At 70.2% G+C, this 22277-nt stretch carries 22 protein-coding genes and 2 pseudogenes; 22 read left to right on the top strand and 2 right to left on the bottom strand.

Translation table 11 applies throughout. The annotated features are described in order from the left end of the window. The first annotated feature begins 193 nt into the window (after positions 1-193). The 16 genes and pseudogenes from FGL25_RS03055 (at position 194) to FGL25_RS03130 (ending at position 15108) form a co-directional block, all read left to right on the top strand. Entirely contained in the window at positions 194-2050 is a 1857-nt protein-coding gene (locus FGL25_RS03055) for a TonB-dependent receptor plug domain-containing protein (protein ID WP_252969994.1), read from the top strand. Positions 2051-2054: 4 nt separating this feature from the next. After that, positions 2055-3065, top strand: a complete 1011-nt coding sequence (gene cobD, locus FGL25_RS03060) for a threonine-phosphate decarboxylase CobD (RefSeq protein ID WP_138140914.1) — start codon at positions 2055-2057, stop codon at positions 3063-3065. Between the two features lie 37 nt (positions 3066-3102). Then, positions 3103-4893, top strand: a complete 1791-nt coding sequence (locus FGL25_RS17220) for an iron chelate uptake ABC transporter family permease subunit (protein ID WP_252969995.1) — start codon at positions 3103-3105, stop codon at positions 4891-4893. Beyond that, a complete protein-coding gene (locus FGL25_RS03075; protein ID WP_138140915.1) occupies positions 4890-5666 on the top strand; it encodes an ABC transporter ATP-binding protein in 777 nt (258 codons plus the stop codon). Before FGL25_RS17220 ends, FGL25_RS03075 begins: the two co-directional genes overlap by 4 nt. Further along, positions 5656-6603: an adenosylcobinamide-phosphate synthase CbiB gene (gene cbiB, locus FGL25_RS03080; RefSeq protein ID WP_252969996.1), complete on the top strand. Its 948-nt coding sequence runs from the start codon at positions 5656-5658 to the stop codon at positions 6601-6603. Before FGL25_RS03075 ends, cbiB begins: the two co-directional genes overlap by 11 nt. Further along, a complete protein-coding gene (locus tag FGL25_RS03085; protein ID WP_138140916.1) occupies positions 6591-8063 on the top strand; it encodes a cobyric acid synthase in 1473 nt (490 codons plus the stop codon). The genes cbiB and FGL25_RS03085 overlap by 13 nt, the downstream gene beginning before the upstream one ends. After that, a pseudogene (locus tag FGL25_RS17225) lies at positions 8060-8347 on the top strand (nicotinate-nucleotide--dimethylbenzimidazole phosphoribosyltransferase); the annotation flags it as partial. The gene FGL25_RS03085 and the pseudogene FGL25_RS17225, both read left to right, overlap by 4 nt. A gap of 46 nt (positions 8348-8393) precedes the next feature. Continuing rightward, complete coding sequence (locus FGL25_RS03090) at positions 8394-9104, top strand: nicotinate-nucleotide--dimethylbenzimidazole phosphoribosyltransferase (RefSeq protein WP_252970238.1); 711 nt, start codon at positions 8394-8396, stop codon at positions 9102-9104. Beyond that, entirely contained in the window at positions 9101-9868 is a 768-nt protein-coding gene (gene cobS, locus FGL25_RS03095; RefSeq protein ID WP_252970239.1) for an adenosylcobinamide-GDP ribazoletransferase, read from the top strand. Before FGL25_RS03090 ends, cobS begins: the two co-directional genes overlap by 4 nt. Then, positions 9865-10383 (top strand): tyrosine phosphatase family protein, encoded by a 519-nt coding sequence (locus FGL25_RS03100; RefSeq protein ID WP_138140917.1) that lies wholly within the window; start codon positions 9865-9867, stop codon positions 10381-10383. Before cobS ends, FGL25_RS03100 begins: the two co-directional genes overlap by 4 nt. Beyond that, positions 10380-10997, top strand: coding sequence for a cob(I)yrinic acid a,c-diamide adenosyltransferase (gene cobO, locus FGL25_RS03105; RefSeq protein WP_138140918.1), 618 nt, complete (start codon positions 10380-10382; stop codon positions 10995-10997). Before FGL25_RS03100 ends, cobO begins: the two co-directional genes overlap by 4 nt. Beyond that, positions 10997-11374 carry a DUF1636 domain-containing protein gene (locus tag FGL25_RS03110; protein ID WP_138140919.1) on the top strand — a complete coding sequence of 126 codons (378 nt, stop codon included), beginning with the start codon at positions 10997-10999 and terminating at the stop codon, positions 11372-11374. Before cobO ends, FGL25_RS03110 begins: the two co-directional genes overlap by 1 nt. Positions 11375-11447: 73 nt before the next feature. Next, on the top strand, positions 11448-13943 hold the full coding sequence (locus FGL25_RS03115; protein ID WP_138140920.1) for a heavy metal translocating P-type ATPase: 2496 nt from the start codon (positions 11448-11450) through the stop codon (positions 13941-13943). After that, a complete protein-coding gene (gene cueR, locus FGL25_RS03120) occupies positions 13943-14362 on the top strand; it encodes a Cu(I)-responsive transcriptional regulator (RefSeq protein WP_138140921.1) in 420 nt (139 codons plus the stop codon). The genes FGL25_RS03115 and cueR overlap by 1 nt, the downstream gene beginning before the upstream one ends. A 60-nt stretch (positions 14363-14422) precedes the next feature. Continuing rightward, a complete protein-coding gene (locus tag FGL25_RS03125) occupies positions 14423-14620 on the top strand; it encodes a heavy-metal-associated domain-containing protein (RefSeq protein WP_138140922.1) in 198 nt (65 codons plus the stop codon). A 2-nt stretch (positions 14621-14622) separates the two neighbouring features. Continuing rightward, positions 14623-15108, top strand: coding sequence for a DUF411 domain-containing protein (locus FGL25_RS03130; RefSeq protein WP_138140923.1), 486 nt, complete (start codon positions 14623-14625; stop codon positions 15106-15108). Positions 15109-15210: 102 nt separating this feature from the next. On the opposite strand, the gene FGL25_RS03135 is transcribed toward FGL25_RS03130, so the two are convergent. Further along, on the bottom strand, positions 15211-15771 hold the full coding sequence (locus tag FGL25_RS03135) for an OmpA family protein (RefSeq protein ID WP_081461950.1): 561 nt from the start codon (positions 15769-15771) through the stop codon (positions 15211-15213). Positions 15772-16090: 319 nt separating this feature from the next. On the opposite strand from FGL25_RS03135, the gene FGL25_RS03140 reads away from it, so the two are divergent. Next, positions 16091-16948: a hypothetical protein gene (locus FGL25_RS03140; RefSeq protein ID WP_252970272.1), complete on the top strand. Its 858-nt coding sequence runs from the start codon at positions 16091-16093 to the stop codon at positions 16946-16948. On the opposite strand, the gene FGL25_RS03145 is transcribed toward FGL25_RS03140, so the two are convergent. Then, positions 16945-17736 carry a prepilin peptidase gene (locus tag FGL25_RS03145; RefSeq protein WP_167493280.1) on the bottom strand — a complete coding sequence of 264 codons (792 nt, stop codon included), beginning with the start codon at positions 17734-17736 and terminating at the stop codon, positions 16945-16947. The two genes, FGL25_RS03140 and FGL25_RS03145, sit on opposite strands and share 4 nt — an antisense overlap. Positions 17737-17914: 178 nt before the next feature. On the opposite strand from FGL25_RS03145, the pseudogene FGL25_RS17890 reads away from it, so the two are divergent. The 5 genes and pseudogenes from FGL25_RS17890 to FGL25_RS03170 all read left to right on the top strand — a co-directional run. Continuing rightward, a pseudogene (locus FGL25_RS17890) lies at positions 17915-18091 on the top strand (response regulator transcription factor); the annotation flags it as partial. Between the two features lie 387 nt (positions 18092-18478). After that, a complete protein-coding gene (locus FGL25_RS03155; RefSeq protein WP_046652069.1) occupies positions 18479-18955 on the top strand; it encodes a hypothetical protein in 477 nt (158 codons plus the stop codon). Between the two features lie 46 nt (positions 18956-19001). Continuing rightward, a complete protein-coding gene (locus FGL25_RS03160; protein WP_223850897.1) occupies positions 19002-19226 on the top strand; it encodes a hypothetical protein in 225 nt (74 codons plus the stop codon). A 165-nt stretch (positions 19227-19391) separates the two neighbouring features. Next, positions 19392-21734 carry a TonB-dependent receptor gene (locus tag FGL25_RS03165; protein WP_252970240.1) on the top strand — a complete coding sequence of 781 codons (2343 nt, stop codon included), beginning with the start codon at positions 19392-19394 and terminating at the stop codon, positions 21732-21734. Between the two features lie 219 nt (positions 21735-21953). Further along, on the top strand, positions 21954-22274 hold the full coding sequence (locus FGL25_RS03170; protein WP_138140926.1) for a DMT family transporter: 321 nt from the start codon (positions 21954-21956) through the stop codon (positions 22272-22274). Positions 22275-22277: the final 3 nt, after the last annotated feature.

Raw genomic sequence — 22277 nt, forward strand, 5'->3', positions numbered from 1 at the left:
GACGACAGTCGTAATCCAGCCGCGTCAGCGGCCGCTTTCGCTCATCCGGGCGACGGGCGGTCTGGCGCGGCGTCGTCATATGGAGAACCGGAATGAACCGGACCGCATTCGCTACCCTGGCCGCCGCCAGCCTTCTGGCCGCCGCGCCCGCCTTCGCCGTTGAAACCGTCGATCAACAGGCCGCCGCCCCGACGTGGCGGGCCGCGCCGGCGCCACCGCCGTCGAGGACGTGGTCGTCACCGCCAACCGCTCGGCCCAGCCGATCGAGCGCGTCGGGGCTTCGGTCACCGTCCTGACCCAGGCCGCCCTCGAGGCGCGCCAGACTCCGGTCGTGGCCGAACTTCTGGCCCAGACGCCGGGCGTCAGCTTCACCCGCAACGGCGGGCCGGGCACCTCGACGGGCGTCAACATCCGCGGCGCCGAGAGCCAGCACACCGTCGTCCTGATCGACGGGGTCAAGCTGAACGACCCGTCATCGACCCAGGGCGGCTTCAACTTCGGCAATCTGCTGGTCGGCGACACCGCGCGCATCGAGGTGCTGCGCGGCGCCCAGTCGACCCTGTGGGGCAGCCAGGCCATCGGCGGCGTGGTCAACATCGTCACCGCCGAACCGACCGAAGCCCTGCAAGGCAGTCTCGACGCCGAGGTCGGCGCGCGCGGCACGACCTATTTCCGGGGCGGCGTCGGCGGCGCCAACGAGCGCCTGAGCTGGCGCCTGGCCGCCAGCCGCTATGACACCGACGGCTTCTCGGCCTTCGCCAAGGGGACCGAGGACGACGGCTACACCAACACCGGCCTGTCCGGCCGCCTGAACGTCAAGGTGACGGACGCGGTGTCCCTGGACTTGCGCTCGGTCTGGTCCAGCGGTCGCAACGATTTCGACGCCTTCAACGGCGACAGCCGCGAATACGGCAAGACCCAGGAGCTGGTCGCCTACGCCGGTCTGAACTTCGACCTGCTGGACGGCCGGTTCCGCAACCGCATCGGCTACGCCCACACCGACACGGACCGTCGCAACTTCAACCCGGACAACAAGGTCCAGACCCTGACCTTCGACGCCGAGGGCCAGAACCGCCGCTGGGAATACCAGGGCGCCTTCGCCTTCACCGAGGCGCTGAACGCGACCTTCGGCCTGGAGCATGAGAAGTCGGAGATGAAGACCCGCTCGCCCGGCGACTGGAACCCGAACCCGGCCTTCGGTCGCGGCGAAGCCGAGCTGAACAGCGCCTATGGCCAGGTGCAGTGGACGGTGCTGGACGGCCTGACCCTGACCGGCGGCCTGCGCTATGACGACCACGCGCAATATGGCGACAACCTGCTGGGCCAGGTCGCGGCGGCCTGGGCCCTGAACGAGGGCGATACGGTGGTGCGCGCCAGCTGGGGCCAGGGCTTCCGCGCGCCGGGCCTGTATGAGCTGTACAGCGAGTACGGCAATCTGAACCTGCAACCGGAAGAGTTCGACAGCTGGGAGATCGGCGTCGAGCAGCGTCTGTTCGACCGCGCCGTCGTCTCGGCGACCTACTTCAACCGCCAGGCGGACAATGAGATCCGTTACAACGGCTGCTCGACGCCCTCGACGGACCCGCTGTGCACCGTCAACGGCGCCGGCCGCTGGGGCTATTATCGCAACGTCCAGAAGACCGAGGCGCAAGGCGTCGAACTGGTCGGCCGCGTGGATGTGACGGAGCGTCTGAACGTCAGCGCCAACTACACCTGGACCGACGCCAAGAGCGCCTCGGGCGCCACGGACGGCAAGCGCCTGACGCGCCGCCCCGAGCATATGGCGAACTTCGCCGCCGACTACGCCTTCGCCTTCGGTCTGAAGACGGGCGTGGCCGTGCGTTACGTCGGCGAGACGTTCAACAACGACACGAACACGGTGAAGGTCGACGCCTACACCCTGGTCGATCTGCGCGCCTCCTATCCGATCAACGACACCCTCGAAGTCTATGGCCGGATCGAGAACGCCTTCGACGAGGACTATCAGACGGTCCTGAACTACGGCGCGCCGGGACGCGGCGTGTTCGGCGGCGTTCGCGTCCGGTTCTGATGCGATGAAGGACGCCGCGTTCCTGACGACGGCGACCCGGCACGGCGGCGGCCTGATGACGGCCGCCGCCGCCTACCCCGACGCGCCGAAGCCCTGGCTGGACCTGTCCACGGGGATCAATCCCGAGCCGTGGCGGGGACCGCGCGCGTCGGAGGAGGCGCTGAACCGCCTGCCCGATCCCGCCGCCCTGGCGGCGTTGGAGGCGGTCGCTGCTGCCGCCTTCGGCGCTTCGCCTGAGCGGACGGCGGCGGTCGCGGGAGCCGAGGCGGCGATCCGTCTTCTGCCCCTGCTGCTGGGCGTGCGGGCGGTCGAGGTCGTCGGCCCGACCTACGGCGCCCATGCCGAGGCCTGGCGGGCGGCGGGCGTGGCGACGCGCCTGATCGCGCCGGATCAGGCGGCGGCCTCGCAGGCGGGCGTGCTGGTCGTCGTCAATCCGAACAATCCCGACGGCCGCCTGACCCGCCGGGCCGATCTGATCGCCATGGCGCGGGCGCGGTCCAAGGCGGGGCGCTGGCTGGTGGCGGACGAGTCCTTCATTGAATGCGCGCCCGGCGACAGCGTGTCGGATCTGGCCGAGCCGGGGCTGATCGTCCTGCGCTCCTTCGGCAAGTTCTACGGTCTGGCCGGGGTGCGGCTGGGCTTCATGCTGGCGGCGCCCGAGCTGATCCGGCGATTGCGCGCGCTTCAGGGCGACTGGCCGGTCGGCGCCGACGCCCTGACGCTGGGGCTGGGCGCCTACGCCGACGAGGCCTGGCGGCGCCGGACCGAGGCGGCCCTGGCCGAGCGGGCCGATCGGTTGGACGATCTGCTGGCGCGGGCGGGGTTCCAGATCATCGGCGGGACCAGTCTGTTCCGCATGACGCGCACGCCCCACGCCGCGCGCTGGTTCCAGCACCTGTGCCGCGCGGGAATCCTGACCCGGCCGTTCGACCATACGCCCGACGCCCTTCGCTTCGGCGTTCCGGCCGAGCGCGACTTCCCTCGACTGCGACGCGCGCTGGAGACCTTCGGATGAGGGCGACCCGGCGACAGGCGTTGGCGGGCGCGGGGCCATGCTGGTCGCCGGACCGGCTGCGGCCAACACTGCGCCGCGTCGCGTGGTGTCGCTGAACGCCTGCCTCGACGCCGTTCTGGTCCACGTCGCCGACCGGGGGCAGATCGTCGCCCTCAGCCACTATGCGCGCGAGCCGGTCGGCTCGACCATTTCCGAGGTGGCCAAGACCCTGCCCTTCACCTGGGAGACGGCGGAGGAGGTCATCGCCCTGCGCCCCGATCTGGTGCTGACCAGCCGCCACAGCGCCCTGGCCACCCGCAATGCCCTGGGCCGCCTGAACATTCAGACCGAGCTGTTCTCGGTGCCCGACAGCGTGGCCGCCAGCCTGGTCCAGGTGCGCGAGGTCGCCCGTCTGGTCGGCCGTCCGGCGCGGGGCCAGGCCCTGATCGCCCGCATCGAGGCGGCCATCGCCGCCGCCGCCCCGCCGCCCGGATCGTCGCCGCTGACGGCCCTGATCTACCAGCCCAACGGTTTCGCCGCCGGGCGCGGCACCTTGATGGACGAGATGATGACCCGCGCTGGGTTTCAGAACGTCGCCGCCCGTTATGGCCTGGGCAAATGGGGCAATGTGCCGGTCGAGCGCCTGCTGGCCGACCCGCCGCAGGTGCTGCTCAGCGGCGTGCCGGTGCGCGGCTCGCGCACATGGGCCGACCGGGTCATGCGACATCCCGGCGCTGAAGTCCCTGTCCGGTCGGATGGTGCAGGCGCAACTGGAAGAGAAGCTGCTCTATTGCGGCGGGCCGGTGCTGATCCAGACCGCCGCCGCCCTGGCGCGCGCGCGCCGTACGGCGCTGGAGGCTCTGACATGACCCTGCCGCGTCCTCTGGTGATGATCGGGCTTCTGCTCCTGATCGTCGCCCTGTCCGTCGCCAGCATGAGCGCCGGCCGCGTCTGGATCCCCTGGAGCGATTGGGCGAGCCAGCGCGGCGATCCCGCCTGGGCCATCCTGTTCGAGCTGCGCCTGCCGCGCACGGTGCTGGCCCTGATGGTCGGGGCGGTGCTGGGCCTGACCGGGGCGGCGCTGCAGGGCTACACCCGCAACCCCTTGGCCGATCCGGCGATCCTGGGCGTGTCGACCATGGCGGCGCTGGGGGCGGTGCTGACCTTCTATCTGGGCGCGGCGGCCAGCGCGCCGTGGGTGCTGCCGGTCGCGGCCATGATCGGGGCGGGGGTCGGCGTGTTGCTGCTGCTGGCCCTGGCGGGGGCGACCAGCAGCGTCGTCACCTTCATCCTGGCCGGGGTGGTGATCCAGACCATGGCGGGGGCGGGGGTCGCCCTGGCGCTGAACCTGGCGCCCAATCCCTGGGCGGTGAACGAGATCGTCAACTGGCTGATGGGGTCGCTGGCTGACCGCAGCGTGGTCGAACTGAGGTTGGCGGCGCCGGGCATGATCCTGGGGTGCCTGCTGCTGTTGACCCAAGGCCGGACGCTGGACGCCCTGACCCTGGGCGAGGCGGGGGCGCGGTCGCTGGGCGTGCGGCTGGATGTCGGGCGCATGATGCTGGCGCTGGGCGCGGCCCTGGCGGTCGGCTCGGCGGTGGCGGTGACGGGATCGATCGGCTTCGTCGGCCTGATCGTGCCGCATCTGTTGCGGCCGCTGATCGGCGCACGGCCCAGCGGCCTGCTGCTGCCCTCGGCCCTGGGCGGCGCGGCGTTGACGCTGGCGGCGGACATCCTGGTGCGGCTGACGCCCGCCTCGACCGAGATCAAGCTGGGCGTGGCCATGGCGGCCCTGGGCGGCCCCTTCTTCCTGGCCCTGCTTATCAGCATGAGAAGGAAGCTGGCATGAGCATCCTGAGCGCGGAAAACCTGTCTGTCCGCCTGGGCGACAAGGCGGTGCTGAACGGCGTCGACGCGGCCTTCGCGCCGGGGCTGGTGACGGCGATCGTCGGACCGAACGGGGCGGGCAAGTCGACGCTGCTGGACTGTCTGGCGGCCCTGCGGACGCCTGACGCGGGCCGCGTGACGCTGGACGGCCGAGCATTGCGCGACCTGCCCGCGCGCGCGCGATCACGGCGCATCGCCTACCTGCCCCAGAACGCCGAGATCGCCTGGGCGGTCGAGGGGCGCACCTTCGTCGGCCTGGGCCGCACGCCCTACGTCGGCGCCTGGGGCTTGAGGGCGGACGACCGCGCCGCCGTGGCCCGCGCCATGGCCCTGGCGGGGGTGGAGGCCTTCGCCGACCGCGTCGTCTCGACCCTGTCGGGCGGCGAGCGGGCGCGTGTCCTGATCGCCCGCGCCCTGGCCGGAGAGCCGCAATGGCTGCTGGCGGACGAGCCGCTGGCGGGCCTCGACCCCGGCCATGTGCTGGACGCCTGCGACCTGTTCCGGCGGCTGGCGGATGAAGAGGGGCGGGGCGTCGTCCTGATCCTGCATGATCTGGACGCCGCCCTGCGCGTGGCGGATCGGGTGATCGTCCTGGCTGAAGGGCGGGTGATCGCCGACGGCGCCCCGGCCGAGGCCCTGTCGCCCGAGGTGCTCAAGGCGGCGTACGGCGTCGAGGCGCACACCCTGGACGGCGCGCGCGGCCCGGTGCTGGAGATGGTCGGCCGTGCCCGTTAGCAGCCTGCCCACGCCCTGGATCGTCGCGGGCGCCCTGCTGGTCGAGGGCGTCGTCGGCTGGCCGCGTCGTTTGAGCCATCCGGTGGCGTGGATCGGCGCCCTGATCGCCCTGCTGGAGCGGCGCTGGAACAGGGCGGAACGGCCGGAGCGGGCGCGCCGCATCCTGGGCGTCGTCACGGTCCTGACCCTGATCGCCGTCGCAGGCGGCGCGGGGTGGGGCGTGCAGGCGCTGGCCGCCGCCTCGTCCTTCTGGCCGGGGGTGGCGCTGCTGCTGGCCTGCGGCGCGACGGGGCTGGCGGCGCGCAGCCTGTTCGACCACGTCCGCGCGGTGGCTCGACCGCTGAAGGCGGGCGATCTGCCCGCCGCGCGTCTGGCGGTCGGCATGATCGTCGGTCGCGACGTCGAGGCGATGGACGAGAACGAGATCGCAACCGCCGCCCTGGAAAGCCTGGCCGAGAGCTTCTGCGACGGCGTGGTCGCGCCGGTCTTCTGGTTCGTGATCGGCGGCCTGCCGGGGCTGTTCATCTATAAGGCGGTCAACACCGCCGACAGCATGATCGGCCATATGGAGCTGCGCTGGCGCGCCTTCGGCTGGGCGGCGGCGCGGACCGACGATGTGATGAACTGGATCCCGGCGCGCATCGCGGGCGCCTTGATCGCTCTAGGCGGCGCGGGCGGCTGGCGCATCATGTGGCGCGATGCGGGCGCGCACGCCTCGCCCAACGCCGGGTGGCCCGAGGCGGCGATGGCGGGCGCGCTGCGGGTTCGACTGGGCGGGCCGGTCCGCTATGACGGCGTCATGACCGACCGACCTGTCTTCGGCGACTGGGCGCCGCCGTCCGCCCATGATCTGAAACGCGGGCTGAAGGTTTACGGCGTCGCCTGCGCCCTGTTGCTGATGCTGCTGATCGGCGGGGGCTTCGCATGGCCGCGCTGATGATCCAGGGCTGCGGCTCGGACGTGGGCAAGTCGGTGCTGGTCGCCGGTCTGTGCCGCGTCTTCGCCAATCGCGGCCTGACAGTGCGGCCGTTCAAACCGCAGAACATGTCCAACAACGCCGCCGTCACCGCGCCTGACGATGAGGGCCGCACCGGCGAGATCGGCCGCGCCCAGGCGCTTCAGGCTCTGGCCTGCCGCACGCCCGCGACCGTCGACATGAACCCCGTCCTGCTGAAGCCGCAGAGCGACACGGGCGCCCAGCTGGTCGTGCGGGGTCAGGTCGAAGGCGTGTGGCAGGCGGCGGGCTATCAGGACCGCAAGGCCGCCCTGCTGGACGTGGTGCTGGACAGTTTCCGCCGTCTTCAGGCCGAGGCGGATCTGGTGATCGTCGAGGGCGCGGGCAGTCCGGCCGAGACGAACCTGCGCGCCGGAGACATCGCCAACATGGGCTTCGCCCGCGCGGCGGACGTGCCGGTGGTGCTGGTCGGCGACATCGACCGGGGCCATGTGATCGCCTCTCTGGTCGGCGCCCATGCCGTGCTGGACGACGAGGACCGGGCCATGATCCGGGGCTTCATCATCAACAAGTTTCGCGGCGACCCGGCCCTGTTTGATCAGGGCCGGGCCGAGATCTCGCGGCGCACAGGCTGGGCGGATCTGGGCATGGCGCCTTGGCTGGCGGACGCACGATCGCTTCCGGCCGAGGACGCCGTGGTGCTGGAGCGGTCGGGAGGGCAGCGTGGCGGAAAGGTGCGGATCGCCGTGCCCATGCTATCGCGCATCGCCAATTTCGACGACTTCGATCCGTTGCGGCATGAACCGGGCGTGGACTTCGGCTTCGTGCCGCCGGGGCAGGCCCTGCCGGGCGATGCGGACCTCATCATCCTGCCGGGAACCAAGGCGACGCTGGCCGATCTGGCCTTTCTGCGGGCCCAGGGCTGGGACGTGGACATCGCCGCCCATGTGCGGCGCGGCGGGCGGGTGCTGGGCGTGTGCGGCGGCTATCAGATGTTGGGCCGCACGATCAGCGACCCGGACGGCGTCGAGGGCGTGGCGGGTTCGGCGCCGGGGCTGGGCCTGCTGGACGTCAAGACGGTGCTGGCGGGGGCCAAGACGCTGCGCCGGGTCGAAGGACAGCTGACGCCCTCGGGGGCGGCGGTTCAGGGCTATGAGATTCACATCGGCCGCACCGACGGGCCCGACACGGCGCGGCCGGTCGCCGTGATCGACGGAACGGCGCACGGCGCGCGCTCATGCGACGGGCGGATCGCGGGCCTCTATGTCCACGGCCTGTTCGACCGGACCGATGCGCGGGCGGCCCTGTTGGCGGAGGTCGGGGCCCCATCTGACGGCGTGGATCAGGGCGCGCGGGTGGATCAGGCGCTGGACCGCATCGCCGCCGTTCTGGAAACCCATTTCGACATTCCGGCGCTGGCCCGGATCGCAGGACTGACATGACCGAACTGACCGAGCTTTTCTCCGTTCCGCCGCTGGATCAGGGGTTACGCGAGCCGCTGCGGCAGGCGCTGGACGGCAAGGCCAAGCCGGTCGGCGCACTGGGCCGGATCGAGGATCTGGCCCTGACGCTGGGTCTGATCCAGCAGACTCTGCGTCCGACCGTGACCCAGCCGGTGCTGCTGGTCTTCGCCGGGGATCACGGGCTGACGCGCTCGGGCGTGGCGGCCTATCCGTCGGGCGTGACCGTGGCCATGGTCGACACCCTGCTGACGGGGCGGGCCAGCGCCAACGCCTTCGCCGGGGTCGTCGGGGCCGAGGTGCAGGTGATCGATGCGGGGCGTCGCCGCCGACCTGTCGGACCGTGCGGGCCTGATCCACGCCAAGGTCGCGTCGGGCACGAAGGACGCCTCGGTCGAGCCCGCCATGACACGCGATCAGGCCGAGGCCGCCCTGCTGGAAGGCGCCGCCATGGCGCGGGCCGCCATCGACGAGGGCGCCGATGTGATCGCCCTGGGCGAAATGGGCATCGGCAACAGCGCTTCGGCCGCCCTGCTGATGCACCGGCTGGCGCCCGCGCCTCTGGCCGACTGCGTGGGGCAGGGGGCGGGACATTCGCCCGAGGGCATGGCGCGCAAGCAGGCCGTGCTGGCCAGGGCCGCCGCCCGGTCGGGCGCGACCGCGCCGCTGGAGGTGTTGACCCAGTTCGGCGGCTTCGAGATCGCCATGATGGCCGGGGCCCTGCTCGGCGCGGCCAAGGCGGGCGCGCCGGTCATCGTCGACGGCTTTATCGGTTCGGCGGCGGCGCTGCTGGCGATCCGGCTGGCGCCGGAGGCGCGCGACTACTGCATCTTCGCCCACGCTTCGGCCGAGGCGGGGCATCGTCGGATGCTGGAGGCGGTGGAGGCGCAACCCCTGCTGGGCCTCGACATGCGTCTGGGCGAGGGGACGGGCGCGCTGCTGGCCGTGCCGCTATTGAAGGCGGCCTGCGCCCTGCTGTCCGACGTGGCCGAGCTGAAGGACATATTGGAGGCCGCGCGATGATCGGGCGTGAGGCGCGGCTGTTCGTCTGCGCCCTGCAGTTCCTGACGCGCCTGCCGACGCCGCCGCTGCGCGATTTCCAGCCGGAGTGGATCCAGCAGAGCGCGCGCTGGTTCCCGCTGGTGGGGCAGGTGGTGGGCCTGATCGCGGCGGCGATCCTGTATGGCGCGGCCCAGGTGTGGAGCCCATGGATCGCGGCCCTGCTGGCCGTGGCGGCGGGCGTGGCGATGACCGGCGGCTTCCACGAGGACGGGCTGGCCGACACCGCCGACGGTCTGGGCGGCGGCCAGACGCGGGCGCGGCGGTTGGAGATCATGAAGGACAGCCGCCTCGGCTCATACGGCGCGCTGACGCTGGGGCTGACGCTGGCGCTGCGGGTTGCGGCGCTGGCGATGTTGGTCGCCGTCTCGCCGTGGATGGCGGCGGCGGCGCTGGTGGCCTCGCATGGCCTGGGCCGGGCGGCGGCGGTCGCGGCGATGGCGCTGATGCCCTATGGCGGCGACCCCGGCATGGCCAAGGAGGGCAGGCCGGACCGGGCCTCGATCGCGGGGCTGGCCGTCGCCGTTCTGGTCGCCCTGTGGCCGCTGGCCCTGCTGCCGGTCGCGGCGGGCGTGGTCGGCGTGGCGGCGGGCCTGGTCGTCGGCGCGGTTCCGGCCTGGCAGGCGCAGCGGCTGATCGGCGGGCGCACCGGCGACGTGCTGGGCGCAGTCGAGCAGATGTTCGAGGTCGGCTTCCTGCTGGCCGTCGCCGGGCTGCTGGCGGCATGAGGCTGATCGTCTCGCCCCTGCCGCAGGTCGAGCGGCTGCTGGTCGAGCATCAGCCGTCGCATCTGGTGACGCTGGCCTCGCCGGGAGCGGAAGCGGCCTTTGACGCCGAGCATCGGCTGGACCTGCGCTTCAACGACATCGCCGCCCCGCGCGAGGGGCTGGTCGCGCCGTCGCTCGAACACGTCGAGGCCCTTTTGGCGTTCGCGCAGGGGTGGAGGGGCGCGCGGCCTCTGCTGATCCATTGCTGGGCAGGGGTCAGCCGCTCGACGGCGGCGGCCTATGTCATCGCCTGCGCTCGCACGGCGCCGGGACGCGAGGATGAGTGGGCCGCGCGTCTGCGAGACGCCGCGCCGACCGCCACGCCCAACCCCCTGATCGTCGCCCTGGCCGACCGCCTGCTGGACCGCGGCGGCGCCATGGTCCGCGCCGTCGAAGCCATCGGCCGGGGCGCTGAGACCGACTGGGGCGAGCCCTTTGAACTGGATCTCACCGCCGAAGGAGACGGCCGCCGATGAACGACCCGCACGACGTCGAACTGAACGCCCGCCACGCCGAGAAGATGAAGCGCATCCAAGCCGCCCGCGCCCGGATGATGCAGTCCAAGACGGTCGAGCGCGGCCTGGTCATCGTCCACACCGGGACGGGCAAGGGCAAGTCGACGGCGGCCATGGGCATGGTCTGCCGCATGATCGGCCACGGGATGAAGACCTCCATCATCCAGTTCATCAAGGGGGCGATGGAGACGGGCGAGCAGACCCTGTTCGACAGCTTTCCCGAGCTGGTCGAGATGCGGCCGATGGGCGAGGGCTTCACCTGGGACACCCAGGACCGCGCCGCCGACATCGCCAACGTCCGCCGCGCCTGGGAGGCCGCCAAGGCGCGCATCATGGACCCGGAATGGAAGATGGTCGTCTGCGACGAGCTGAACATCGCCCTGCGCTACGACTACCTGCCGGTCGAGGAGGTGCTGGAGGTTCTGGCCGCCCGCCCGGCCGACACCCACGTCGTCATCACCGGCCGCAACGCCCCGGACGCCCTGATCGAGGCGGCGGATCTCGTCACCGACATGCAGATGGTCAAGCACCCGTTTCGCAGCGGGGTGAAGGCCCAGGCCGGGGTGGAGTTCTGATGACAGAGGCGACGGCGCGACTGGTCGTCTGCACCACCTGCCGTCTGTCGACGGACGAGCCCGTGGATGCGGACGGCGTCTCGGGCGGGCGGCTGCTGCTTCAGGCCGTGGCGGCGGCGGCTGAACGCGCGCCCGAGCTGCGTGTCGAGGAGCAGGCCTGCCTGTGGGCCTGCCGCAGCCATTGCACCGTCTACCTGGCCCAGGGCGGCAAGCCCGGCTACCTGGCCGGAACCTTCGCCCCGACCGCCGAGGCCGCCGAGGCCATCGTCGACTTCGCACGCCGCTACGCCGCCAGCCCGGACGGCGCCGTGCCCTATCGCGACTGGCCCGAGGGGATGAAGGGCCGCTTCATCGCTCGCCTGCCTCAGGACGCCTGATTTAGCGCGCTTGACCTTCCCTTGATGGGAAGGTTTACAGGTGTCGTCGTCAAGGATCTGCGAGGACGACGTCATGGCCGCCGAAGGCTTGAGAACACTGGATCTGCCCGTGCTGGGCATGACCTGCGCCAGCTGCGTGGGGCGCGTCGAAAAGGCCATCCGCGCCGTGCCGGGCGTGACGGAGGCCCAGGTCAATCTGGCCGCCGAGCGCGCTCACGTCGCTTTGTCGAGCGAGGGTTCCGCCGCCGCCGTCGCCGCCGCCATCAAGAGCGCCGGCTATGAGCCGATGGAGGAAGAGGTCGTCTATCCCGTGCGGGAGATGACCTGCGCCTCCTGCGTGGGCCGCGTCGAAAAGGCGCTTGCCGCCGTGCCGGGCGTGCTGTCGGCCAGCGTCAATCTGGCGACCGAGCGAGCGACGGTGCGCTTCCTGTCGGGAGCGACGACGTTCCAGGATCTGGCCGCCGCCGTCGAACAGGCCGGCTATGTGCTGGAGGCGCCCGAGGACGCCGGGCCGGACGCCGGCGATCGCGAACAGGCCGCCCGCGACGCCGAGATCAAGAAGCTGGGCCGCGCGGTGCTGATCGCGGGCGCGGCGACCCTGCCGCTGTTCGTGCTGGAGATGGGCTCGCACTTCGTGCCGGGGATGCATCACTGGGTCAACGAGACGATCGGCGCCTTCAACTGGAAGGTGATCAGCTTCGTGCTGGCGACCTTCGTGCTGTTCGTGCCGGGGATCATCTTCTATCGCAAGGGCGTGCCCGCCCTGCTGCGCTGGGCGCCGGACATGAACTCCCTCGTGGTGCTGGGCGCGACGGCGGCCTGGGCCTTCTCGACCGTGGCGACCTTCGCGCCGCAGTGGCTGCCTGAAGGCACGGCCAACATCTATTTCGAGGCGGCGGCGGTGATCGTCACCCTGATCCTGGTCGGGCGCTGGATCGAGGCGCGGGCCAAAGGCCGAACCGGTCAGGCGATCCGTCGCCTGATGTCGCTGCAAGCCAAGACCGCGCGCGTGGTGCGCGACGGCGTCGAGCAGGACGTGGCCGTCGATGCGGTCAAGGTCGGCGACGTGGTCGTGGTGCGCCCTGGCGAGCGGGTGCCCGTCGACGGCGTGGTCACGGACGGCGCCTCCTTCGTCGATGAATCCATGCTGACGGGCGAGCCGATCCCGGTCGAGAAGACCGCCGGCGCCGACGTCACGGGCGGCACGCTGAACACCACGGGCGCCTTCCGCTTCGAGGCGCGTCAGGTCGGCTCGCAGACCGTGCTGGCCCAGATCGTCAAGATGGTCGAGGCCGCTCAAGGGGCCAAGCTGCCGATCCAGGCGCTGGTGGACAAGGTGACGGGCTGGTTCGTGCCCGCGGTCATGGGCATCGCGGCCCTGACCTTCGCCGTGTGGTTCCTGTTCGGGCCGGACCCGGCGCTGGGCATGGCCCTGGTCGCGACCGTGGCCGTGCTGATCATCGCCTGCCCGTGCGCCATGGGTCTGGCGACGCCGACCTCCATCATGGTGGGCGTGGGGCGTGCGGCCGAGCTGGGCGTGCTGTTCCGCAAGGGCGAGGCGCTTCAGGCTCTGCAGGGCGTGGACGTCGTCGCCTTCGACAAGACCGGCACCCTGACCGAAGGCAAGCCGACGCTGACCGATCTGGTCACGGCCGAGGGCTTTGACGAGACGACGGTGCTGGCCCAGGTGGCGGCGCTGGAGATCCGCTCCGAGCATCCGGTGGCCCGCGCCCTGGTCGCCGCCGCCGAGGCGCGCGGCGTGACGGTGGTCGAGCCGGAGGACTTCGCCTCTATCCCCGGCAAGGGGGTGACGGGTCTGGTCGAGGGCGCGCGCGTCGCCGTCGGCGCCGACCGTTACATGGCCGAGCTGGGCTGCGACGTGGCCGTGTTCGCCGAGGCGGCGGCCCGTCTGGGCGATGAGGGCAAGACGCCGCTCTACGCCGCCGTGGACGGTCGACTGGCCGCCATCATCGCCGTGGCCGACCCGGTCAAGGCGACGACGGCCGAGGCCATCGCCGCCCTGCACGAGCTGGGGCTGAAGGTGGCGGTCATCAGCGGCGACAACCGCCGCACCGCCGCCGCCGTGGCGCGTCGTCTGGGCATCGACGAAGTCCACGCCGAGGTCATGCCGGACGGCAAGGTGGCGGTGATCGAGGCGCTGAAGGCGGGCGGGCGCAAGGTCGCCTTCGTCGGCGACGGGGTGAACGACGCCCCGGCTCTGGCGGCGGCGGACGTGGGTCTGGCGGTCGGCGGCGGTTCGGACGTGGCGATCGAGAGCGCGGACGTGGTCCTGACCGGCGGCGACCTGCGCGGCGCGGTCAGCGCCATCGGCCTGTCGCGGGCGACGATGAACAACATCCGCCAGAACCTGGCCTGGGCCTTCGGCTACAACGTGCTGCTGATCCCAGTGGCGGCGGGGGTGCTCTATCCGGTCTTCGGCCTGATGCTGTCGCCCATGCTGGCGGCGGGGGCCATGGCCCTGTCCAGCGTCAGCGTGGTCCTGAACGCTTTGCGCCTGCGAGCCTTCAAGCCCCATATCGGTTCGAACAGCGTGAAGGGAGCCGCGTGATGAACATCGGCAAGGCTGCACAGGCGACCGGGGTCACGGCCAAGATGATCCGCTACTATGAGGCGCAAGGGCTGATCCGCCCGGCGGATCGGACCGACGGCAACTATCGTGATTTCAGCGAGCGCGACCTGAACGACCTGCGCTTCATCCGACGGGCGCGTGGGCTGGGCTTCTCGATCGAGGAGATCAGCCGCCTGCTGTCGCTATGGCGCGATAACTCGCGGCCCAGCCGCGAGGTCAAGGCGATGGCGCAGAAACACCTGGTCGATCTGGACGCGCGCATCCTCGATATGCGCGAGATGGCCGACACCCTGCGTCATCTGGCTAATTGCTGCGCCGGGGACGAACGGCCGGACTGCCCGATCCTGTCCGACCTGGCGGGCGATACGTCGCAGGACGCGGCTGGTGCGACTGCTTGACCTTCCTATGACGGCAAGGGGTCCAATGAACCGTCGCGTATCCAGAAAAGGAGCATCGTCATGATCTCGCTCAACATCCCGAAAATCCGCTGCGGCGGTTGCGTCGCCTCGGTCGAGAAGGCCGTCCTGTCCGTCGATCCGGCGGCCAAGATCACGGCCGATATTCCGGCGCGCCGGGTCGAGGTCGAGACGACGGCGTCCTCGCAATCCCTGGCCGACGCCCTGGCGGCGGCCGGCTATCCCGTTCAGGAGAACTGAAGATGAAGATGCCTGTTAAGCTGGCGGCGATCGCTGTCGGGGCGCTGGTCGTCGGCGGCGGCGTGGTCCTGGCCGAGGGCTTCGCCCGGCCCGCCGAGGCGGCCGAGATGACCGTCTACAAGAGCGATTCCTGCGGCTGCTGCGGCGGCTGGGTCGATCACATCCGGCGCTCGGGCATAGAGGTGAATGTGGTCGCGACCGACGACCTGGCGCCGGTCAAGCAGCGGCTGGGCGTCCCGCAGTCGCTGTGGAGCTGCCATACGGCCGTGATCGACGGCAAGGTGATCGAGGGCCACGTCCCGGCGGCGGGCGTGAAGGCTTTCCTGAAAAAGCCCGGCCAGGCGCGCGGCATCGGCGTGGGCGGCATGCCGACCGGCTCGCCCGGCATGGAGGCGCCCGGCTATGCGCCGGACCGTTATGACGTCATGACCTTCGGCGAGGGCGCGCCGGCGCGCTTCATGACTTTCGTGGGCGCTGATCCGGCCTGACGTCGGTTCTGAGCTGAAGACGACGACGGCGGCGCCCCCTGCGGGGCGCCGCCGTTTTTCGTTCCGGCCGGGGCATGAGGCCGGAACGAAAGCCTTCGGCCGTTAGGCCAGCACCATGATGGCGACGCGGCGGTTCTGGGCGCGGCCTTCACGGGTGTTGTTGGGAGCCACCGGCTTAGAGGCGCCGTAGGAGATGGTCGCCATGCGGTTCAAGGCGATGCCCTGATCGCTCAGGAAACGACGCACAGCTTCAGCGCGCTCCTGGCCCAGACGCTCGTTGATCTGGTCGTTGCCGGTCGAGTCGGTGTGGCCCTGGATTTCCAGATAGACGTTGGCGTTCTCGGCGCGCAGGCGCTGGACCAGTTCGGCCAGACGCTGCTCGGCTTCCGGCGACAGCTCGGTGTGGTTGACCGGGAACTTCACCGAGTCGTCCGACAGCACGACCTCGTACAGGAACTTGCCTTGGGCCAGTTTGTGCGCGGCGTTGGCGCGGGCCAGGGCTTCGCCCGCCGTGCCTTCAACCCGGGTGACGTGAGCGTCGACGCCGTCGACACGCTCATTCACGACTTGAACGTTGTCGCGGACGAACCGGTGGCTGGCGCAGCCGCTGACGGCGATGCCGAGAACGGCGACGGCGCCGATGACAGCGGTCCTAGATGCCAATTTGATCAAATTCAGTCTCCTTCGTGCCCGGCCCAACTCCGGGGGATGTTACGCGCCGCACCGGTGTCGGTTGCAAAACGGCGGAGCAAAGACGCGCGAAGAAGTGAAAAGGTTCAGCTTGACTGTAAAAAAATTTCAACAATCGGCGTTTTGCTGTTCTGCACCGATTTATGGTCTGGCTTGTTGGCGCCATTTTCCTGACGTGCTGGGATGGTCATTGTCGAATATCAAAGGGCGAGGAGAATCTATTGAAAGCTTTGGTGTTTGCGGCCGCTGAGAACTATAAGGCCCATGACGGCAAGGCTTGGGGAGCCTTTAGGTGAAAGCGGGGCCTCGTCGCCGTCGGAACAAGGTCGGCCCGATCCTGGGCAGCCTGATCGCGCACGGTTTGATCCTGGCGCTGATCATTGCTGCGCCGGTTGAACGGCCGCCGCTGGCTCCGGTTCCGCCGGTGGTCGAGGTGATGCTGGTCGAGCCGCCTGCTCCTCCGCCGCCGCCGCCTTCAGAACCTGCGCCGGGGGACGCGCCTGCGGGCGGCTCGGAGCCTGCGCCCGCGCCCAAGCCGGAACCGGCGCCCGCCGCGCCCGCGCCCGTTCCCGCCCAGACGCCCGAGAAGGCGCGGCGCACCGCGCCGACGCCGCCGACCCCGCGGCCCAGCCGTCCGACGCCGCGCCCGGCGCCGATCGAGCCTCTGCCCATCTCGGCGCCCGCGCCCAGCGTCTCCTTCGTCCTGCTGGGCGAGGGGGCTCTGAGCGGCGCCCTGACCGCAGGACAAGGCTCAGGCGGGGGCGTCGGCGGCGGCAGCGGCGGCGGGTCCGGTTCGGGCGTGGGCGGCGGCTCGGGTCAGGGATGCGATATGGTCAAGCGCATCCAGGACGCCCTGCGCAACGACGCGCGGATCAACGCCGCCATCGGCCAGGCCTATCGCACCTCCGGCGCCTCGGGCCGCGCCATCCTGATGTGGAACGGCGACTGGCTGCAAAGCCCCGGCGAAGAGGGCAAGGGTCTGGCCGGGGTGCGTCAGGCCATCGCCGTGACGGTCGGTTTCTCGTCGCGCGCCTGCAAGGCCGAGACGGTCAACGGCTATGTGCTGCTGACGCTCAGCGACCAGCCGGGCGCGCCGCGCGTGGCGCTGGGCGGCGGGCGCTGGCGCTGGTCGGACCTGCTGTCGCTCTAGGCGCCGAAGCCCAGGCCCAAGGGACCGTAGAGCCAGGTCAGCCAGGCTCCGACGGCCAGGAAGACGCCGAACGGCAGGCGGTCGGTGGAGGCGACGGGGCGACGCAGCACGAGCTTGGCCGCCACAAGGCTGAGGCCGGTCAGCGACGCCCACAGCAGCACGCTGGGCAGGCCCATCCACCCGACCCAGGCGCCGATCGCGCCCAGAAGGAAGGGGTCGCCCCCGCCCAGACCGTCACGTCCGCGCAGTCGCTTGTAGAGGAAGGCCAGCAGCCACAGTCCGCCGAAACCGGCGGCCGCCCCGATCAGGGGCGTCTTCAGCGGCCCGATCAGCGACCACTTCAGTCCGCTCTGGATGTTCGCCGGATCCAGGGCCACGGCGGCGAACAGGCCGCTGAGAAACAGGGGCAGGGTCAGGGCGTCAGGCAGCCAGAAATGCTCAGCGTCTATCACGGCGATCAGCAGAAGCTGCCAACCCAGAACGGCCCCAGCCAGGGCCCAGGCCGGATCGGGAAAGCACAGAGCCGCCCAGACGCCGACGGCGCCGGAGGCCAACTCGATCAGGGGATAGCGCAGGGGAATGACGGCGCCGCAGTCGCTGCACTTGCCGCGCGACAACGCCCAACTGACCACCGGGATCATCCGCCAAGGCTTGAGCGGGCGCCCGCAGCCGTCGCACCGCGAGCGGCTAACCACGATATCCTCGCCGCGCGGCAGGCGCAGGCTGACCAGACCCAGGAAGCTGCCGACGATCAACCCCAGCCCGCCCATCAGAAGCGCCAGCAACATAGAAGTCGGTTCCCCCATTTGAATGATCCTCCTAATGCGACGCCGGACCGAAGGGACGCAATCAAAATGCCGACTCGCGCGCCAGTTGTGTCGCGTCGCGGTGACACCCGGGCCCGATCGGCGCGCGCCGGGGACGGGGGACTGGACGCCAGGCGCGTGTCGTAGATAGTCGACTGTTGTGAAAAGCCCTTCGCCCATCGACAGCCTGACGCCGCGCGAGCTTGAAATCCTGCGCCTCGCCGCCAGCCGTCTGGGCGACAAGGAGATCGCGCAGCAGCTGAACCTCTCGCCCCGGACGGTTCAGAACCACCTGCACCGAGCCTATGAAAAGCTGGGCGTCTCCAACCGGATTCAGGCTGCGCGGCTCCTGAGTGATCATTACTCAGGGGGATCAATCCCACTGTCGCCGCCCCCCGTCTCATCGGCAGAAAGGGGCGTCCTTGCAGGTTCCGCGGAACATGTCGGGGACGGGAAAACGCCGTGGCCGACACCCTTCTTTCGGTCATATGCGAGTCTCAGAGCTTGGCGACGGCCCCGAAAGATCGGAGGCTCGGTCTTGTGGCTGATCTTGGGGTGGGCTTTCGCCTGGATCCTGATCGCTGTGGTCGCCGCCTCTTTGGTGCTTCCCGTCCTGGAGATGATCCACAGCCTGCGCTGACGCTTCAAATAAGGCGAAGGAGCGCGTGAATGATGGGAAATAGCGGCTAGGCGGCCTGGATAGGCCGGCCTGCGGGAGGCGTTGATGGACTTGGTTCAGTTGGCTTTGCTGTTCCTCGGTTTCGCGGGGCTGGGCCTGCTGTTGTGGCGAGGCGGTCCTGGCGACCGTGCGGCCGCCGCCGTCATGCTGATGACCGTAGCCGCCTCCTATGCCGTCGAGGATCTGACATGGAACGGGCTCTACTTCGGTCTGATGCTCGTCGACAGCCTGGCCTTCGTGGCGCTGTGGCTGATCGCAGAGCGTGCGGGTCGCTGGTGGATCGTTCTGGCGTCTGCGTTTCAGCTTGTGGGTGTTCTGGCCTACTGCGCCCCGCTCCTGTCGTCGGAGCCTCTGGCATGGGCGCTGTTCACGCTGATCTGGGGGCTGTGGTTCCTGATCGTGCTCACATTATTTTTTGGCGTCTGGGAGGTCGAGGCCGACCGGCGCTACGCCCTGGGGGGGCGAGATGGCTCGACACTGGACGATGGAGGCCGCGCGCGCGCTGCTCCGTCAATGGAATGACAATCGGCTGGAGGCCTCCGTTCGTGAAGGAGGGCTGACGGTTGAATTGGGCGCGCTTGAGGTCTGGCTTCTGGAGCAGCGGCCGGAGACCTTGGCCGAAGCCGAGCGTCTTCTGGATCTGATCACGTCGCATCAGAGCGGCGGCGGCCGGGGCCTGGAGCAGCTCTGCCGGGTCGGCGGCGCGGTCCGCAACGACGTCGATTTCCACCGCAGCCGGGTGGAGCACAGCTTCGCTCCGCGCGCTTCGGGACCGCTGGCCGGGCGGGCCTGAAAGTCATCGTTTGATGATCGTCGGCCGGGGTTCCGCCCCGCCGACGGGGCTGTTACATCCGCTGGCAGTCCGCGACGAAGCCTTGCGCCGTCGCTCCGCAAAGCGGTTTTTCCTCCCATGATTTCTGCTGTTCGCGCCGCGTCTCTCGCGTCCGCCTCCTTGTCCGTGCTCGCTTTCGCCGCGCCCGTCATGGCCGAGGCGGCCATTGACGAAGGACCGACCCAGGTGTCCGAGATCGTGGTGACGGCCGAGCGGCGCGAGGCGCCTCTGGCGGCGACGCCGCTGTCGCTGACGGTGGCGAGCCAGCCCCTGCTGGACGGCGTCGGCGTGCGCGACATCAAGGATCTGCAGATCCTGGCGCCGGGCCTGATCGTGGCCTCGACCTCGAACCAGACCTTCACCACCGCCCGCATCCGCGGCGTCGGCACGGTGGGCGACAATCCGGGCGTCGAAAGCTCGGTCGGCGTCATGATCGACGGCGTCTATCGCCCCCGCAACGGCGCCGCCCTGGGCGATCTGGGCGAGGTCGAGCGCGTCGAGGTGCTGAAGGGCCCGCAGGCGACCCTGTTCGGCAAGAACACCTCGGCGGGCGTCATCAACGTCGTCACCGCCGCGCCGTCGTTCGACGCGCGCATGGCGGGCGAGGCGACCTTCGGCGACTATGGAACGCACGGCGGCTCGGTCTCCCTGACCGGCCCGATCGTGGACGAGGTTCTGGCCGGGCGGCTGTATGTCGCCGCGCGTCGCCGCGACGGCCTCTATGACGTGAAGACGGGCGCCAAGAAAACGGGGGAGGGCCCGCGCACCTCGACCGACGATCAGACCGAACACTATGACACCGTGCGCGGCCAGCTGCTGTGGCGCGCCACGCCGAACCTGACCGCCCGCCTGACCGCCGACTGGACCGAGCGGGACGAACGCTGCTGCGTCGGCGTGCAACTGGTCACGGGCGCCACGGCGCCCCTGCTGGCGACCTTTGCGCCCGACGGCGGCGTGGCGGCGACGCCGAAGCCGTGGGATCGCACAGCCTATTCCAACCGCGACACCAACACCCGCATCCGCGACAAGGGCCTGGCCCTGCATCTGAGCGCCGATCTGGGCTGGGCGAGGCTGGACAGCACCTCGGCGGTGCGCGACTGGCGCGGCGTCATCAGCCAGGACTGGGACTTCACCTCGGCCGACCTGGCCTATCGCCCGGACGACGGCAGCTGGTCGAACCGCTTCCGCACCCTGACGCAGGAGTTCCGCCTGTCGGGCCAGCGCGGAAAGCTGGACTGGTCGGCGGGCGCCTTCTTCGCCGATGAGAAGCTGACCCGTCGCGACAGTCTGTTCTACGGCGCCGATTACGAAGGCTATGTCAGCCGCCTGCTGTCGCGTTCGGCGTCGAACCCGCTGGGCGATCCGGCCTTCGTGTCGAGCATCACGGGGCTTCCCGTCGGCCAGAGCTTCGTCGAGGGCGAGGGCCAGTTGGATCGCTACTGGCAGACCGCTCGCAGCGCCGCCCTGTTCGGTCAGGTGTCTTACGCCGTGACCGACCGCCTGACCCTGACCGGGGGCCTGCGCCGCACCCATGAGAAGAAGGAGATGACGGCCGCCTATCACAACACCGACGGCGGCCGGGCCTGCGCGGCGGCGCTGGCCAACGGCGTCAGCAACGCCATCCTGTGCCTGCCGTGGTCGAACCCGGCCTTCAACGGCCTGAGCCAGTCCGAGACGGTCAAGGACGAGGCCTGGACCGGCATGGCCCGCGCCGAGTTCAAGGCGACCGAAGGAACGCGTCTCTACGCCTCCTGGTCGCGAGGGCGTAAGAACGGCGGCTTCAACCTGGACCGCGGGCAGACCAATCTGGTCCCCGACGCCTCGCGCGCCTTCCCGGCCGAGAGCGCCGACGCCTTCGAGGCGGGGATCAAGAGCGTGATGCTGGACCGGCGCCTGCTGGTCTCGGCCGCCGCCTTCCGCCAGACCTATGACAACTTCCAGCTGAACACCTTCCTGGGCACGACCTTCCTGGTCCGCTCCATCCCCGAGGTGCGGGCCAAGGGCGTCGAGGCGGACTTCATGTTCCTGCCGTTCGAGGGTCTGTCGCTACAGGGCGGCCTGACCTACGCCCAGACGGAATACGGCGACGACGCCGTGCCGGGCCTGCCGCTGCTGGCGGGCAGGCGGATGAATTTCGCGCCGTTGTGGAGCGGGTCTCTGGCTGGAACCTATGAGCGGCCGGTGGCGGCGGGGCTGACCGGGCGGGTGACGCTGGCGGCCAAATATTCGTCGGAATACAACACCGGCTCGGACCTGGACCCGGCCAAGAGCCAGCCGGGCTTCTGGCTGGTCGACGGCCGCGTCGCGCTAGCCCGCGATGACGCCTGGAGCGTGGAGTTGTGGGGCCGCAACCTGTTCGATCAGGACTATCGCCAGGTGGCCTTCGGCGCGCCGTTCCAGACGGGGACGCTGGGCGCCTTCCTGGGGGCGCCGCGCACGGTGGGCGTGACCCTGCGGATCATGCACTGATGATGGGCGAGGGGAGCAGGCGGGAGACCGCCCGCTCCCCCCTCCCACTGATGCAAAATGGCCTCCACCTGACGGCATATTGCGTCTGCGAAAGCCCCCGAGGGCGGCAAGCCTTGACTTGAGACCCGCGTGTCCCAGATAGGCGGGATCAGAGGACGACCTCTCCCATCTTGGGCATGACGCTGGGACGACCCGGCACGCCATGCAAGGGAGCAAGTCATGGCCTGGATCTTCCTTCTTCTCGCCGGCCTGTTCGAGATCGTCTGGGCCTTCCTGATGAAGGCCTCCGAGGGCTTCACCAAGCCCTGGCCGACGATCGGCACCATCGGCTTCATGATCGTCAGCTTCGGCCTGTTGTCGATCTCGATGAAGACCCTGCCGCTGGGCACCGCCTATGTGATCTGGACCGGCGTCGGCGCCGTCGGGGCCTTCGTGGTCGGCATCGCCGTGCTGGGCGAGCCGGTCACGCCGATGCGCGTCATCGGCGCCGTCCTGATCGTCAGCGGCCTGGTTGTGCTGAAGCTCGCCTCCAGCCATTAATCA

It is taken from the genome of Brevundimonas vancanneytii (assembly GCF_901421975.1).
Lineage (GTDB): Bacteria > Pseudomonadota > Alphaproteobacteria > Caulobacterales > Caulobacteraceae > Brevundimonas > Brevundimonas diminuta.

Excerpts from the sequence above, each read along its gene's own strand:
- FGL25_RS03075 (WP_138140915.1), top strand. The coding sequence starts at position 4,890 with ATGAGCATCCTGAGCGCGGAAAACCTGTCTGTCCGCCTGGGCGACAAG.
- FGL25_RS03170 (WP_138140926.1), top strand. The coding sequence starts at position 21,954 with ATGGCCTGGATCTTCCTTCTTCTCGCCGGCCTGTTCGAGATCGTCTGG.
- cobO (WP_138140918.1), top strand. The coding sequence starts at position 10,380 with ATGAACGACCCGCACGACGTCGAACTGAACGCCCGCCACGCCGAGAAG.
- FGL25_RS03115 (WP_138140920.1), top strand. The coding sequence starts at position 11,448 with ATGGCCGCCGAAGGCTTGAGAACACTGGATCTGCCCGTGCTGGGCATG.
- cueR (WP_138140921.1), top strand. The coding sequence starts at position 13,943 with ATGAACATCGGCAAGGCTGCACAGGCGACCGGGGTCACGGCCAAGATG.
- cobS (WP_252970239.1), top strand. The coding sequence starts at position 9,101 with ATGATCGGGCGTGAGGCGCGGCTGTTCGTCTGCGCCCTGCAGTTCCTG.
- FGL25_RS03145 (WP_167493280.1), bottom strand. The coding sequence starts at position 17,736 with ATGTTGCTGGCGCTTCTGATGGGCGGGCTGGGGTTGATCGTCGGCAGC.
- FGL25_RS03085 (WP_138140916.1), top strand. The coding sequence starts at position 6,591 with ATGGCCGCGCTGATGATCCAGGGCTGCGGCTCGGACGTGGGCAAGTCG.
- cobD (WP_138140914.1), top strand. The coding sequence starts at position 2,055 with ATGAAGGACGCCGCGTTCCTGACGACGGCGACCCGGCACGGCGGCGGC.
- FGL25_RS17220 (WP_252969995.1), top strand. The coding sequence starts at position 3,103 with ATGCTGGTCGCCGGACCGGCTGCGGCCAACACTGCGCCGCGTCGCGTG.
- FGL25_RS03155 (WP_046652069.1), top strand. The coding sequence starts at position 18,479 with ATGGACTTGGTTCAGTTGGCTTTGCTGTTCCTCGGTTTCGCGGGGCTG.
- FGL25_RS03090 (WP_252970238.1), top strand. The coding sequence starts at position 8,394 with ATGCGGGGCGTCGCCGCCGACCTGTCGGACCGTGCGGGCCTGATCCAC.
- FGL25_RS03110 (WP_138140919.1), top strand. The coding sequence starts at position 10,997 with ATGACAGAGGCGACGGCGCGACTGGTCGTCTGCACCACCTGCCGTCTG.
- FGL25_RS03125 (WP_138140922.1), top strand. The coding sequence starts at position 14,423 with ATGATCTCGCTCAACATCCCGAAAATCCGCTGCGGCGGTTGCGTCGCC.
- FGL25_RS03100 (WP_138140917.1), top strand. The coding sequence starts at position 9,865 with ATGAGGCTGATCGTCTCGCCCCTGCCGCAGGTCGAGCGGCTGCTGGTC.
- FGL25_RS03130 (WP_138140923.1), top strand. The coding sequence starts at position 14,623 with ATGAAGATGCCTGTTAAGCTGGCGGCGATCGCTGTCGGGGCGCTGGTC.